General features: G+C 67.1%; 12 protein-coding genes and 1 riboswitch. Of the genes, 5 read left to right on the top strand and 7 right to left on the bottom strand.

Features of this window, described 5'->3' with window-relative positions:
- Window positions 1-22 precede the first annotated feature (22 nt).
- The 3 genes from ACXJJ9_RS01935 to metX are packed head-to-tail and all read right to left on the bottom strand — an operon-like array spanning window position 23 to window position 3,482.
- A complete protein-coding gene (locus tag ACXJJ9_RS01935) occupies window positions 23-1,198 on the bottom strand; it encodes a homoserine dehydrogenase (protein ID WP_457095594.1) in 1,176 nt (391 codons plus the stop codon).
- Window positions 1,195-2,406 carry an O-succinylhomoserine (thiol)-lyase gene (locus tag ACXJJ9_RS01930; RefSeq protein WP_457095593.1) on the bottom strand — a complete coding sequence of 404 codons (1,212 nt, stop codon included), beginning with the start codon at window positions 2,404-2,406 and terminating at the stop codon, window positions 1,195-1,197. The genes ACXJJ9_RS01935 and ACXJJ9_RS01930 overlap by 4 nt, the downstream gene beginning before the upstream one ends.
- On the bottom strand, window positions 2,403-3,482 hold the full coding sequence (metX, locus tag ACXJJ9_RS01925) for a homoserine O-succinyltransferase MetX (protein WP_457095592.1): 1,080 nt from the start codon (window positions 3,480-3,482) through the stop codon (window positions 2,403-2,405). Before metX ends, ACXJJ9_RS01930 begins: the two co-directional genes overlap by 4 nt.
- Before the next feature lie 72 nt (window positions 3,483-3,554).
- A riboswitch (SAM riboswitch) is annotated at window positions 3,555-3,691 on the bottom strand.
- 240 nt (window positions 3,692-3,931) lie between these two features.
- Between metX and ACXJJ9_RS01920 the strand changes: the two genes are divergently transcribed.
- From ACXJJ9_RS01920 to ACXJJ9_RS01910, 3 genes are all read left to right on the top strand, one after another.
- The gene (locus ACXJJ9_RS01920) at window positions 3,932-5,029 is read left to right on the top strand and encodes a phytase (RefSeq protein WP_457095591.1); all 1,098 of its coding nucleotides are present in this window, start codon (window positions 3,932-3,934) and stop codon (window positions 5,027-5,029) included.
- 28 nt (window positions 5,030-5,057) lie between these two features.
- Window positions 5,058-5,966, top strand: a complete 909-nt coding sequence (locus ACXJJ9_RS01915; RefSeq protein ID WP_457095590.1) for a peptidoglycan DD-metalloendopeptidase family protein — start codon at window positions 5,058-5,060, stop codon at window positions 5,964-5,966.
- Between the two features lie 138 nt (window positions 5,967-6,104).
- Window positions 6,105-7,709 carry a peptide chain release factor 3 gene (locus ACXJJ9_RS01910; RefSeq protein WP_457095589.1) on the top strand — a complete coding sequence of 535 codons (1,605 nt, stop codon included), beginning with the start codon at window positions 6,105-6,107 and terminating at the stop codon, window positions 7,707-7,709.
- Window positions 7,710-7,764: 55 nt separating this feature from the next.
- Here ACXJJ9_RS01910 and ACXJJ9_RS01905 read toward each other — a convergent pair whose 3' ends face one another.
- Together ACXJJ9_RS01905 and ACXJJ9_RS01900 are read right to left on the bottom strand one after the other, a co-directional pair.
- Window positions 7,765-8,382 carry an aspartyl/asparaginyl beta-hydroxylase domain-containing protein gene (locus tag ACXJJ9_RS01905; RefSeq protein WP_457095588.1) on the bottom strand — a complete coding sequence of 206 codons (618 nt, stop codon included), beginning with the start codon at window positions 8,380-8,382 and terminating at the stop codon, window positions 7,765-7,767.
- Between the two features lie 8 nt (window positions 8,383-8,390).
- The gene (locus tag ACXJJ9_RS01900) at window positions 8,391-9,113 is read right to left on the bottom strand and encodes a sulfotransferase family 2 domain-containing protein (protein ID WP_457095587.1); all 723 of its coding nucleotides are present in this window, start codon (window positions 9,111-9,113) and stop codon (window positions 8,391-8,393) included.
- On the opposite strand from ACXJJ9_RS01900, the gene trhA reads away from it, so the two are divergent.
- Both trhA and ACXJJ9_RS01890 read left to right on the top strand, forming a co-directional pair.
- Complete coding sequence (trhA, locus tag ACXJJ9_RS01895) at window positions 9,112-9,762, top strand: PAQR family membrane homeostasis protein TrhA (protein WP_457095586.1); 651 nt, start codon at window positions 9,112-9,114, stop codon at window positions 9,760-9,762. The genes ACXJJ9_RS01900 and trhA overlap by 2 nt on opposite strands.
- A 202-nt stretch (window positions 9,763-9,964) precedes the next feature.
- Window positions 9,965-11,923 (top strand): AsmA family protein, encoded by a 1,959-nt coding sequence (locus ACXJJ9_RS01890; protein ID WP_457095585.1) that lies wholly within the window; start codon window positions 9,965-9,967, stop codon window positions 11,921-11,923.
- A gap of 22 nt (window positions 11,924-11,945) precedes the next feature.
- On the opposite strand, the gene ACXJJ9_RS01885 is transcribed toward ACXJJ9_RS01890, so the two are convergent.
- Window positions 11,946-12,374, bottom strand: a complete 429-nt coding sequence (locus ACXJJ9_RS01885; protein ID WP_457095584.1) for a CBS domain-containing protein — start codon at window positions 12,372-12,374, stop codon at window positions 11,946-11,948.
- A complete protein-coding gene (locus tag ACXJJ9_RS01880; RefSeq protein ID WP_457095583.1) occupies window positions 12,313-13,353 on the bottom strand; it encodes a glycosyltransferase family 2 protein in 1,041 nt (346 codons plus the stop codon). The genes ACXJJ9_RS01885 and ACXJJ9_RS01880 overlap by 62 nt, the downstream gene beginning before the upstream one ends.
- Between the last annotated feature and the right edge of the window lie 4 nt (window positions 13,354-13,357).

Below are 13,357 nucleotides of genomic sequence, written 5' to 3'. Positions count from 1 at the left end.
GAACAGCTTTCTGGCACGCCCTTCAGCGCAGCACCCGCAGCGCGTCGTCGAGCAGTCCTGCAGCGGTGACCTCGGCGCCAGCGCCCGGGCCCTGGATGACCAGCGGCTGGGTGCGGTAACGATCGGACCAGATCGCGACCTTGTTGTCGGTGCCGGCGCCCCCGGCCAGCGGATGATCGCCGGGCAGCGATTCCAGGCCCACGCGTGCCCTGGCCGCGCCCTGGGCGTTGCGTTCGAGGCGGGCGATGAAGCGCAGCTTCTCGCCATTCTTGTAGGCCGCGGCAAAGCGCTGGCGCAGTGATGCGTCCAGTGCCGGCAAGGCGGCGTCGATGGCGTCCTTCGACAGCACGGCGAGTTCCGGCGGCACCAGCGACGTGACTTCCACGTCCTGCGATTCCAGCTCGACTCCTGCCGCGCGCGCGAGGATCACGATCTTGCGGCGCACGTCTTCGCCGGAGAGGTCGTCGCGCGGATCGGGTTCGGTGTAGCCGGCATCGCGCGCCTGCCGCACCAGCGCGGAAAATGGCCGCATGCCGTCGTAATGATTGAACAGCCAGGCCAGCGAGCCCGACAGCACTCCGGCGATGGACTGGATGCGGTCGCCGCCTTCCTGCAGTTCGCGCAGTGAACGCAGCAGCGGCAGGCCCGCCCCGACGGTCGCGCTGTCGCCGTAGCGTGCGTTGCGTTCCGCGCAGGCCGCGCGGATCTCGCGCCAGCGATGGAGCGAGGTGCCCTGGCCCAGCTTGCAGGCAGTGACCACGTGGATGCCTTGTTTGAGCCACGCCGCGTGGCGCGTGGCCACGGCCTCGCTGGCGGTGGCGTCGATCACGATGCGAGGCCCGGACATGCCCAGTGCTGTGGCAACGGAATCGAGTGACGAAGGCGCCGAAGCCAGGGGGCGGACGCTTGCAATCGCCGGGAACGGGACACCGGCATCCACAACGGAAGCAGCTCCGAGCGCGATTCCCGCCTGCCACGGGCACACGCCCGCCGCATCGGCGACGGCAACGCGTGAGTTCGCCACGTGCACCAGGTGCAGTCGTCCACCCAACGCGGTGCCGGACCACGACGCCAACCGCGCCAGCACCGCGCGGCCCACGGTACCGGTACCGAGCAGGGCGACGCGTGCGCCAGCGTTGGCGTGCACGCGCACGCCGGCTTGCGGCGCCCTGCGCGCGACGTCGGCGACTGCGCTCATTTCGCCACGCGTTTGGCGCCGGTGGCCAGCGCGCCGGCGCGATCCAGTGCGGCGGCGATGTCGGCGACGAGATCGTCCGCATGCTCGATCCCCACCGACAGACGCAACAGGCCATCCCCGATGCCGGCCGCCGCGCGCGCTTCGGCCGCCATCGCCGCGTGCGTCATCGTCGCCGGATGCGCGATCAGGCTTTCCACGCCGCCCAGCGATTCGGCCAGGGTGAAACACTGCAGGCCGTCGAGGAATGCGCGTACAGCTTCGCTGCCGCCTTCGAGTTCGACGCTGAGCATGGCGCCGAAGCCGTGTTGCTGCTTGGCCGCGACGGCGTGGCCGGCATGCCGCGGCAGTCCCGGGTAATGCAGCGCCGCGACGGCGGGATGGTCGTCGAGCAGTTCCACCAGCGCCCGCGTGTTTTCTTCGTGCACGCGCAGGCGTGCATCCAGCGTGCGCAGGCCGCGCAGGGTCAGGAAGCTGTCGAAGGGCGAGCCGGTGAGCCCCAGCGCATTCGCCCACCACGCGATCTGGTCGTGCTGCTCCGCGTCCTTCGACACCACGGCGCCACCGACCACGTCGCTGTGGCCATTGATGTACTTGGTGGTCGAGTGCAGGACGAAATCGGCTCCGAAGGCGATCGGCTGCTGCAGCGCCGGAGACAGGAAGGTGTTGTCGACCACGGCCAGCGCGCCGGCCTTGTGCGCGGCTTCGATGACGAAGCGCAGGTCGGTGATGCGCAGCAGCGGATTCGACGGCGTCTCGATCCAGACCACCCTGGGCGGCTCGCGCAAGGCTTCGGCCAGCGAGCGCGGATCGGTGAGATCGGCGGTGACGAGTTCGAACGCGCCCTTTTTCGCCAACGCGTTGAACAGGCGCCAGCTGCCACCGTAACAATCGTGCGGCACCACCAGGCGATCGCCGGGTTGCAGCAGCGCATGCAGCAGCAGGGTGATCGCGCCCATGCCGGTCGCGGTGATCACACCACCGGCGCCCCCTTCGAGTTCCGCCAACGCTTCGCCGAGCAGGTCGCGGGTTGGATTGCCGCTGCGGGTGTAGTCGTACTGCCGCTTCTGCTCGAAACCGGCGAAGCTGAAATTGGACGACAGCACGATGGGCGGTGTCACCGCGCCAAACGCGGTGTCGCGGTCGATGCCGGCGCGCACGGCGCTGGTACAGCGGTGGTGGCGTGGAGGAGTGCGAAAGGGAGTGCTCATGCGGCGGCCTCGATGGCTATGGGAGAGTGGGACGTCGCAGCGGACTGCAGCGCGTGGTTCCGCGTGTGGTTCAGCGCGTGGTCCAGTACCGCGGCGATCGCGGCCTCTTCCTTGAGAAAGGCATCGTGGCCAAACAGCGAGCGCAGGACCTGGACACGCGTGGGACCGCGCACGCGCTGCGCGAGATCCAGGCTGTCGGCGATGGGGACGAGGCGATCCTCTTGGACCGCGACGACGGTCACCGGCACGTCGATGCACTCAGGGGCAACGGATTGCAGGTCGATCGATTCGGAGAGCCGCTGGAAGGCAAGCGGAGACGTGCGCGCCGTGTACTGGGCACCGCAATGGTCGAGGTAGTCCTCCGCGGCGACGCGCACGCGACCGTCGACGACCTGCGCCGCGTCGAAGCGCTCGGCGAATTCCTCCGGCGTGCGATAGCTGAGGATCGCCAGCTGGCGCGCCAGGGCCAGGCCGTGGCTTTCGTCGCATTGCAGCGCGCCCAGCGCGACCGCGCGACGCTGCAGCGCGCGCCACGCACTGGAAAACGGGTGGGCGCGGTGGGCGCCGCTGATGGCGACGACATGGTTGAGGCGGGCGCCGTGGCGCGCCGCGAACTGCAGGGCCACCATCGCGCCGTAGGAACAGCCGACGAAGGCTTGGAGGCGCTCGATGCGCAGGGCATCGAGCACGCAGGCGATGGCATCGGCCTGGTCGGCCGGATCGATCACCGCATCGAGGCTGCCGTCGCTGCCCAGCCAGTCGAAGGCGACAAGCCGGTACCGGCGGGGATCCAGCGCGCGCCCGGCCCCGGCCTGCGCTTCCCACCACCCCGCATCGGCGAAGGCCTCGCTGCTACCGACATGCCGGTTTGCGGAAATGCCGCCGGCGACGAAGACGGCGGGCAGCGCCGCATCGCCGCAGACCTCGTAACGAAGGGTGACGATGCGCGTGCCGGCGTGGCGCAGGGCGAGGGACACCACGACTTCGCCCCGTTGCGCCGGAACAGCAGCCGGCGCATGGCCGATGGAGGATGCGGTGGAGTGCGTGGTTTTTTCGAAGTGGCTGGCGAAGCTCATGTCGGCGATTCCGTCCAAGTAAGGACCACCGAGTCGTCAGCTGCGGCCTCCGCCTGCTGGCAGGCGAAGCCACAACCATCTTCCGGAGCCTCGCGATGGCGCGGGCTCCGCAGGAGTTGGCACCTTCCCGCTCCGTCACCGCGATGCGGTGGAAGCGGTAGGTTGCCCCGGCGTCAAAGGGCCTGTCCCTCAGCCGGTCTCGATGGATGCCGCCAGACTGCCAGCGCCTCGCCACCAAGTCAATCGCTTCATGCGAATAAAGCGATATATATTTCCATTCGTCATGACGCCAGGGACACCGGGGCGACGCAGGCGTTTTTCCGACACGGTTGCCACGCGCGGCCGGTCACGATGGAGCAACCGTCCCCGATCGACCCGGATTTCGACACAATGCCGCGTCCCGATCCCTCCCATCGCCTGCCGCGGCACCCGCCGCATACACTCCACCCATGAATCCACGTCTCCTGATTGCGGCCAGCCTCGCCGCCCTGCTGAGTGCCTGCGTTACAACGCCTCGCGAAACCGCTCCTCCTGCCACTGCCGCCGCCGCTCCGAATCCGGTCACCGTCGTCGAGGCCTACACCTCTGACGAGACCCCCGCCGAGGAACTCGACTCGCTCGCCACCTGGCCTGCCGAGGACGGCAAGACCTGGTTGATCGCCACCGGCAAGTCCAGCCACCGCCTGGTGGTGTTCGACGCGGACACCGGCATGGAACTGCGCACCGTCGGCGAGGAAGGCCCGGGACCGGGCCAGTTCAAGCGCCCGAACGGGATCGCGGTGCAGGGCGATTACCTGTTCGTGGTCGAGCGTGACAACCATCGCGTGCAACTGCTGTCGCTGCCCGACTTCAAGACGATCGGCACCTTCGGCGAGAAGGAACTGCGCAGCCCGTACGGCATCTGGCTGACCGAGAAGGAACCCGGCGAGCTGGACGTCTACATCACCGACAGTTTCATGTACGGCAAGAAGTTCGACGTGGTGCCGCCGTTCGAGGAGCTGAACCAGCGTGTGCGCCGCTACCGCGTGGTCTTCGACCAGGACGGCGCCATGCGTGCCCAGTACGCGGGCTCCTTCGGCGATACCCATGAAGAAAGCGCGCTGCGCATGGTCGAATCCATCGCCGGCGATCCGGAGAACGATCGCATGCTGGTCGCCGACGAGGACCGCCGCCATCTCTCGACGCTGCGCGAATACACCTTCAGCGGCCACTACACCGGCCGCAGCCTGCCGCAGGATGCGTTCGGCGCCGAAGCCGAGGGCGTGGCGCTATGGACCTGCCCGGATGGCAGCGGTTACTGGATCGCCGTGGACCAGCTCGCGCCGCTCACGATCTTCCATTTCTTCGACCGCGTGACGCTCAAGCCGGTAGGCAGTTTCCAGGGCGCGAAAACGGCGCGGACCGATGGCGTGACCCTGCATGCCGCGGCCATGGCGGCGTTTCCCGGTGGTGCGCTGTTTGCGCAGAGCGACGACAAGGCAGTTGCTGCCTTCGACCTGCGCGATGTGGCACGATCGTTGGGCCTGAAGCAGGGTTGCACCGAGTAGGCGAGCGGCGATGGCAGTTGCGCGATCCATGACCGTATTGGCCATCGCCACGTTGCTGGCTGGCCTGGGCATGGGCGCGCACGCCGCCAAGGTCTACAAGTGGACCGACAAGAACGGCGTCACCCATTACGGCGACAACGCGCCCGACAGCGCGAGCCCGGCGGTGAAGGCGGGCTCGGTCAAGGTCATCCCGGTCGTCGCCGAGCCGCGTGCGGTCGCGCGCCTGCGCCTGGAAACCAGCAACGGCCGCTACCTCGCCTTCGCCGACAACAACCTCGCGGGCCCGATCGAAGTGCTGCTGCAGGCCCGGGGCGGCGGTCTCGAAAGCGACCCGCCGCTGCCGGCGCGCGCGACGGTGCCCGCCCGCGGCACGACACTGGTGGCCGTGCTCGACGGCTCCCGTGGCGGCGAACTGATGATGGACAGCCTCCCCGGCGATCCCAGCGCGCGGCCACGCGATGTCGAATACCTGCTGCCGCTGCGGCAGCGCGACTTCCGCATCGACCAGGGCTTCGGCGGCAGCTTCAGCCACGACGACCCCCAGAACCGCTACGCCGTCGATTTCGCCGCGGACATCGGCACGCCGGTGCTGGCTGCACGCGACGGCGTGGTGATGCAGGTCGAGAACGATTTCGCCAAGGCCGGCCTTAGCCGGGAGAAGTACGGCGGCCGCGCCAACTTCATCCGCATCCTGCACGACGACGGCACGATGGCCCTGTACGCGCACCTGCGCGAGGAAGGCGCCCTGGTGCGGGTGGGCCAGCGTGTGCGCGCCGGCCAGCAGATCGGGCTTTCCGGCAATACCGGCTTCACCACCGGGCCGCACCTGCATTTCGTGGTCCAGGTGAATCGCGGGATGAAGCTGGAATCGCTGCCTTTCCACATGCGAGGGCCGGACGGGCCGCTGCGGATCGCCGGCGGCGGCAGCCCGCGATAAGGCTTCGGCGCTGGGATGCCGCGCCCGCGGTTGGGCCAGATGAACTACGGGAGCGGTCCCGCCCGGGATCGGCCGCGGCTTCCCCTATAATTCCCACCCTTCCCCGCTCCTCGACGCGCCGCCCGGCGCGCCGCCGCCATGTCCGACGTTTCCCTCGAAGCCCTGCGCCGCCGCACGTTCGCGATCATTTCGCACCCCGACGCCGGCAAGACCACGCTCACCGAAAAACTGCTGCTGTTCGGCGGCGCGATCCAGATGGCCGGCTCGGTCAAGGGCCGCAAGGCCGCGCGCCACGCGACGTCCGACTGGATGGCGCTGGAAAAGGAGCGCGGCATCTCGGTGACGTCCTCGGTTATGCAGTTCCCGTACGAGGGCCGCATCGTCAACCTGCTCGACACCCCCGGCCACGCCGACTTCGGCGAGGACACGTATCGCGTGCTCACCGCGGTCGATTCCGCCCTGATGGTGATCGACGTCGCCAAGGGCGTCGAGGAGCGCACGATCAAGTTGATGGAGGTGTGCCGCCTGCGCGACACGCCGATCATGACCTTCATCAACAAGCTCGACCGCGAAGGCAAGAGTCCGGTTGACCTGCTGGATGAGGTCGAGAGCGTGCTCGGCATCCAATGCGCGCCGGTGACCTGGCCGATCGGCATGGGCCAGCGCCTCAAGGGCGTAGTCCACCTGATCACCGGCGAAGTCCACCTCTACGAGCAGGGCCGCAACTTCACCCGCCAGGATTCGACGATCTTCGCGTCGCTGGACGATCCGGCGCTGGAAGCGCGCATCGGCACGCCGATGCTGCAGGAAGTGCGCGACGAACTGGAACTGGTGCAGGGCGCCTCGCATCCGTTCGACCCGGCCGCCTACCTGTCCGGCAAGCAGACTCCGGTGTTCTTCGGTTCGGCGGTCAACAACTTCGGCGTGCAGCTACTGCTCGATTTCTTCATCGAACACGCGCCCTCGCCCAAACCGCGCGGCACGACCAGCCGCGAAGTCGCGCCGTACGAACAACATCTGTCCGGCTTCGTGTTCAAGATCCAGGCGAACATGGATCCGCAGCACCGCGACCGCGTCGCGTTCATGCGTATCTGTTCGGGCAAGTTCAGCGCCGGCATGAAGGCCTTCCAACCACGTACCGGCAAAGAAGTGAAGCTGGCGAACGCGCTGACCTTCATGGCATCGGATCGCGAGATCGCCGAGAGCGCCTGGCCCGGCGACGTGATCGGCATCCACAACCACGGCACAATCTCGATCGGTGACAGCTTCAGCGAAGGCGAAATGCTGTCGTTCACTGGCATTCCCAACTTCGCTCCCGAACTGTTCCGCCGTGCGCGCCTGCGCGATCCGCTCAAGCTCAAGCAGCTGCAGAAGGGACTCGCCCAACTGTCGGAGGAAGGCGCCACACAGTTCTTCCGCCCGCTGATGTCGAACGACCTGATCCTGGGCGCCGTCGGCATGCTCCAGTTCGACGTGGTCGCGTACCGGTTGAAGGACGAATACGGCGTCGACGCCAGCTTCGAGCAGGTCAATGTCGCCACCGCGCGCTGGATCAAGTGCGCGGATGCGAAGAAGCTGGAGGAATTCCGCGACAAGAACGCGATGAACCTCTCCGTCGACGCGGCCGGTGAGCTGGTCTACCTCGCCCCCACCCGGGTCAACCTGCAACTGGCACAGGAGCGGGCGCCGGGTGTGCAGTTCCTCGCCACCCGCGAGCATGCGCACGCGGTGTCGCTGGACTGAGCGGCGTTTCGTTGTTGCACTCCAAAGGAAAACGCCCGGCCATGCCGGGCGTTTCTCATTTCTGCGCCGCCAACCATGCCGGTTCGGGCTGGTCCGGATCGTAGTACTCGAAGATCAGGTGGATGCGGTCGCTGGCGCCGGCGTTCTCCACGGCATGCACGGCCATGTTGCTGACCTCGACGGCCTCGCCCTCGGGAAAGTGGTAGCCGACGTTGTCGATGAAGAAGGTCACCTTGTCGTTGGTCAGCAAGGGCACGTGAATCTTGTGCGGCCACTTGGCCGCCGGATTGGCGTCGCGGTGCGGCTTGATGACGCCTCCGGGCGCCATGCGCGCCAGCATGACGCGCGGAAAGACGCCCCGCGCATAGCCGTAGGGCTCGACTGCCTTGGCCAGCACCGGCTCGAGCAATCCACGCCATTGCGCCCACAGCGGACGGTCATAGGAATCGCGCCAGTCGCGGAAATTGCTGACGAAGCGAAAGACGATATGCCGGGTCTTGTCGAGCGCTTCGAAGCGGTTCGGCTTGTCCGCATTCTCGGCATCCCACACCGCATCCGGAATCGCCAGCACGGCTTCGCGCAGCCGGGCGATATCCACCGGCCCCAGCTTGCGCATGGAGGTGGTCTTGCGCGGGTTGGGCTGCATGGCGGCGGCAGAAGCAGGAACGTTCATGGCGATGTTCAGAACTGGTAGTCGAAGAGTTCGAGGTCACGGCGATACAGCTCGGCCACGCCGTCGATCAGTTGCTGGTCATAGTAGTCGCGGTAACTGCCGCGGCGGGAACTGTTGACCTGTTCCAGCGACCGCGACGGGATGCCGATCCGCGCGCAGAGGCTGTCGTACGACGCCTGCATCTCCTCCACCCGGCCCACCATGTCCGCCAGCATCCGGCCGTCCCGGTCGGTGACGAAAGTGTGCTGCGGCACGAACAGGATGTGCTGCATCGGCCGCGCCTCGAACAGGATATGGCGCATCACCGCCTGCGGTTTTTGATTGAACGCGTCATTGGCCCGCGTCATGAACGCACAGTAGGAAACGAAGCGATCGAACGGATTGCGCACGAACGCGAACTTCAGGTAGCTGGCGAAGGCTTCCTCGCCGACGAACGGCCGGATCTGATCCAGGGTAATGTGGCCATGCTTGATCGACGCCAGTTCCTCGAACGGGAAACGCTTGTTGACGAACAAGCCGACCTGCTCGAGGTCTTCGTCGCTCATGTGCTCACGCAGTGCCTGTCGCACGGAGTGGGTTCCGGTCTTGGGAATGGCGGCAAAAACGAAGCGATGCTGATGGGAAATGATCATTTGCGAACGGCAACCGGCGGACGGGGAATCATAGGCCACCCGCCGCCCGCCTGCGGCCCTGAGTATTTGCTCCAGCGATGAACCGGATGCTCCAGCCATGACCCAGTCCAGCCCCCTGGCCGACGCCCGCGAGGAACTCGCCAACGCCCTCACCCATGGCCTTGGCGCCACCGCGGCTCTGGCCGGCGGCGCGGTGCTCGTCACCCTGGCCGCCCGTCATGGCGACGGCTGGCAACTGGTGGGCGCCTCCGTGTTCGGCCTGAGCCTGCTGCTGCTCTACATCGCCTCGACCCTCTACCACGCGATCCAGCACCCGGTCTTGAAAGCGCGCATGAAGGTGGTCGACCATTGCGCGATCTACCTGCTGATCGCGGGCACCTACACGCCCTTCACCCTGATCGGCCTGCGCGGCGAAGTCGGCTGGTGGCTGTTCGCGGCGATCTGGACACTCGCGCTCGCCGGCGTCGTCTTCAAGCTGTTCTTCACCGGGCGCTTCAAGCTGTTGTCGACGCTGATCTACATCGCGATGGGCTGGCTCGTGCTGGCGGCGATCGTGCCCGTGTTCCGCGCACTCGACGCCTGGACGTTCGGCTGGCTGCTTGCCGGCGGTGCCTGCTACACGCTGGGCACGGTTTTCTACCACCGCCCGACCATGCGCTACTCGCACGCCGTCTGGCACATGTTCGTCGTCGCGGGCAGCGTGTGCCATTACGTTTCGGTGATGGCGCAGGTGGCGCCGCGCGCCTGATCGCATCGCAACGCTGAATCGGCCACAACGTGTTCACCCGCGCTTGACCACCGCTTGCCGAAGGTAGTGCCGGTTCCCATGGAGCACCGGCATGCCGCGGCTCAGACACATGTCGCTCGGACACATGTCGCCATCGCTGCTTGCGGTGGTTGCCGCGGCAAAAAAAGTGGCTTCGCCGCCATGAAGCCACCTGACCAATGACATGGACACGCCGCGTCCGCCTGAACCGGCCGAAGCGATTGCCGCGCTGCGACGGCATCCCTGGCTGACCCTGCTGGGCCTCGCCATCGCCGGTCTGGTGGTGCTGATCTGGCTGTGGGACTGGAACTGGTTCAAGGGCGCCATCGAGCGCCAGGTCGAGGCGCGCACGGGGCGCGATTTCGAGATCGGCGGCAACCTCGACGTCGACCTGGACTGGACCGAACCGACGGTTCGTGCCGACGCCGTGCGCTTCGCCAATGCAAGCTGGTCCAGGCAACCGGTGATGGCGTCGGCCGACCGGGTCGAGTTCACCATCCGGCTGTGGCCGCTGCTGCGGCGCCGGTTCCTCGTCCCCGACCTGCGGTTGCGCCATCCCGTGCTGCACCTGGAAACCGACCCGCAAGGTATCGGCAACTGGGAGTTCGGCGAACCCGGTGGCACCATCCCGCAGTTCTCGCAACTGTGGATCGACAGCGGAAAGCTCACTTTCATCGATGCGGCGAGCAAGACGGACATCGCCACCGACGTGACCAGCAAGCTCGCGCCGGGCGCCGTCGCGTCGTCGGTGGCGCTCGACGGCGGCGGCCACTGGAAAGGCAGGCGGTTCCGCGTGAACGGCACCGCCGAATCGCCCTTGGCCCTGCGCGAGCGCCAACGTCCGTACCGCATCGACCTGCGCGCCAGCGCGGGAGACACCCACGCACACGCGCGCGGCTCCCTGGTCGACCCGGTGCTGCTGCGTGACTTCGACCTGCAACTTGCGATGGCCGGCCAGGACATGGCCGATCTGTACCCCTTGCTCGGCATCGTTACGCCCAACACGCCGCCCTACAAACTCGATGGCCGGCTGACGCGGGAAATCAGCGCCGGGAAACACACGTGGCACTACGACAACTTCCACGGGGTCGTCGGCGACACCGACCTCGCCGGCGACGCGAGCCTGACGGTCGGTGGCACACGTCCCTTCCTGCGCGCCAACCTGGCCTCGAAGCGACTCGACTTCGACGACCTCGCCGGCTTCGTCAACAAGGCCCCGCACACCGGCGACGGCGAATCGACCAACGCGCAACTCGCGGCGCAAGCCGCGAGCGACGATGCACGCCCGCGCTTGCTTCCGGACCGCCCGTACGAACTCGAAAAGCTGCGCGCGATGGATGCTGAAATCCAGTACACGGCACATCGCATCGACGCACCCAAATGGCCGCTCGACAACATGGATACCCACCTGCGGCTGGACAACGGCGTGTTGCAACTGCAACCGCTGAACTTCGGCGTGGCAGGAGGACAGGTGCGCTCGGTGGTGCGCATGGATGCGCGCGGAAATCCCATCCGCACCCGCACCCGGATCGACGCGCGCGGATTGAACCTGCGCGAACTCATCCCGGACGTGAAGCTGGCCCAGGACGCGATCGGCCGCATCGGCGGCCTCGTGACGCTGACGGGTAGCGGCAACTCGATCGCCCTCATGCTCGGAAGCAGCGACGGCGATGTCGCCATCGGCATGGGACACGGCCAGATCAGCAACCTGCTGATGGAACTGGCGGGCATCGATATCGCCGAGGCCCTGAAATTCCTCGTCGAGGGCGACCGCAAGGTGCCCATCCGCTGCGCCTTCGGTGATTTCAGCGTCAGCAACGGAGTCATGACAACGCGCGCGATGGCCTTCGACACCACCGACACGATCATCGTCGGCGAAGGCACCGTGAGCCTGCGCGACGAAACGCTGCATCTGAAACTGCGGCCACGACCGAAGGATCGCAGCCTGCTCGCATTGCGGTCGCCGTTGTGGATCGACGGCACGTTCAAGGATCCCGAATTCCATCCGGATTACGGACGCGTCAGCCTGCGCGGCGCCGTTGCGCTGGTACTGGGCAACATCGTCCCGCCGGCTGCGCTGCTGGCGACGCTGGAGCTGGGACCCGGCAAGGATGCGGCGTGTGGCGGGCGCTACGCCAGGTAATGCGCGCGCCGCCCGGCTTTACTCAACTGGCGATATAGCGCTGCAGCTGGTCCAGTTCGACCTGCTGGTCCTCGATGACCGCCTTCACCAGGTCCCCGATCGAAACCACGCCGACGACTTCGCCGCCCCGGATCACCGGCAGGTGGCGGATGCGCTGGTTGGTGACGACCTGCATGCAGTGCTCGGCCGTGTCGTCCGGGCGCACGGTGAGGACATCTGCGGTCATGATGGTACGCACGGGCGTGTCGCTGGACGAGCGCCCCTGCAGCACGATCTTCCGCGCATAGTCGCGTTCCGACAGGATGCCGACCAGTCGCGTCCCTTCCATCACCAGCACCGCGCCGATGCGTTTTTCCGCCATCAGCCGGATCGCATCGATCACCGGCGCATCAGGCGCGATCGCGTAGATCTCCGGGGTTTTCGCTTCGAGCAGCTGCCGCACGGTACGCATGGCCCTCTCCTTCGATGGCGACTGACGAGGCAGAGAATACTCCTGCCGCCGGCCTCCAGGCATCGACCAAGTAGAGCGGTCGCTGCTTGGCTTCGTCGTACAGGCGGCCCAGGTATTCACCGATGAGACCGAGGGCGATCAGCTGCACGCCCCCGAGGAAGAGGATGACGGCCATCATCGTCGGCCAGCCGGCGACGGGGTCGCCCCAGAACATGGCCTTGAGCACGACCCAGAGCGCGTACAGGAAGGCCACGACCGCGGTCAGCAGGCCCAGGTACGTCGCCAGCCGCAGCGGTGCGGTTGAGAAGCTCGTGATGCCCTCGAGCGCGAAATTCCACAGGCGCCACAGGTTGAATTTGCTGGTACCGGCGTTGCGCGCCGCGCGGTGGTAAGGAATCGCGGTGGAATTGAAACCCACCCATCCAAACAACCCCTTCATGAAGCGGTGGCGCTCGCGCAACTGCCGCAGCGCCGCCAGGGAACGCGGCGAGAGCAGGCGGAAGTCGCCGGTATCGGCGGGGATCGGCGTATGCGAGAGCCGGCCGATCACGCGATAGAAGGCGTGCGCGGTGCCGCGCTTGAGCCAGCTTTCGCCTTCGCGCTCCATGCGCGTGCCGTGTACGTCGTCATAGCCCTCGCGCCACTTGGCGACGAACTGCGGGATCAGCTCGGGCGGGTCCTGCCCGTCGGCATCGAGGATCAATGCGGCACCGGCGCCGACATGGTCCAGCCCCGCGGTCAACGCCGCCTCCTTGCCGAAGTTGCGGGAGAGGCGGAGCAGGCCGACGCCTGGATCGTTGGCGGCGATCTGCTGCAGCACGGCCCAGGTGGCGTCGTGGCTGCCGTCGTCCACATAGAGCACGCGGCCGTCGACATCGAGCATCCCATCCAGCGCGGCGCGCACGCGGGGATGCAACAGCGGCAAGGCCTGGGCCTCGTTGAAGGCCGCAACGACGACGGTGAGCAGGTCACGGGGCATGCCG

It is taken from the genome of Lysobacter sp. P5_B9, from assembly GCF_054049835.1.
This window is presented reverse-complemented; position numbering and strand designations above follow the sequence as displayed.

Excerpts from the sequence above, each read along its gene's own strand:
- metX (WP_457095592.1), bottom strand. The coding sequence starts at position 3,482 with ATGAGCTTCGCCAGCCACTTCGAAAAAACCACGCACTCCACCGCATCC.
- ACXJJ9_RS01905 (WP_457095588.1), bottom strand. The coding sequence starts at position 8,382 with ATGAACGTTCCTGCTTCTGCCGCCGCCATGCAGCCCAACCCGCGCAAG.
- ACXJJ9_RS01900 (WP_457095587.1), bottom strand. The coding sequence starts at position 9,113 with ATGGCTGGAGCATCCGGTTCATCGCTGGAGCAAATACTCAGGGCCGCA.
- ACXJJ9_RS01930 (WP_457095593.1), bottom strand. The coding sequence starts at position 2,406 with ATGAGCACTCCCTTTCGCACTCCTCCACGCCACCACCGCTGTACCAGC.
- ACXJJ9_RS01910 (WP_457095589.1), top strand. The coding sequence starts at position 6,105 with ATGTCCGACGTTTCCCTCGAAGCCCTGCGCCGCCGCACGTTCGCGATC.
- ACXJJ9_RS01885 (WP_457095584.1), bottom strand. The coding sequence starts at position 12,374 with ATGCGTACCGTGCGGCAGCTGCTCGAAGCGAAAACCCCGGAGATCTAC.
- ACXJJ9_RS01935 (WP_457095594.1), bottom strand. The coding sequence starts at position 1,198 with ATGAGCGCAGTCGCCGACGTCGCGCGCAGGGCGCCGCAAGCCGGCGTG.
- ACXJJ9_RS01890 (WP_457095585.1), top strand. The coding sequence starts at position 9,965 with ATGGACACGCCGCGTCCGCCTGAACCGGCCGAAGCGATTGCCGCGCTG.
- ACXJJ9_RS01880 (WP_457095583.1), bottom strand. The coding sequence starts at position 13,353 with ATGCCCCGTGACCTGCTCACCGTCGTCGTTGCGGCCTTCAACGAGGCC.
- ACXJJ9_RS01915 (WP_457095590.1), top strand. The coding sequence starts at position 5,058 with ATGACCGTATTGGCCATCGCCACGTTGCTGGCTGGCCTGGGCATGGGC.
- trhA (WP_457095586.1), top strand. The coding sequence starts at position 9,112 with ATGACCCAGTCCAGCCCCCTGGCCGACGCCCGCGAGGAACTCGCCAAC.
- ACXJJ9_RS01920 (WP_457095591.1), top strand. The coding sequence starts at position 3,932 with ATGAATCCACGTCTCCTGATTGCGGCCAGCCTCGCCGCCCTGCTGAGT.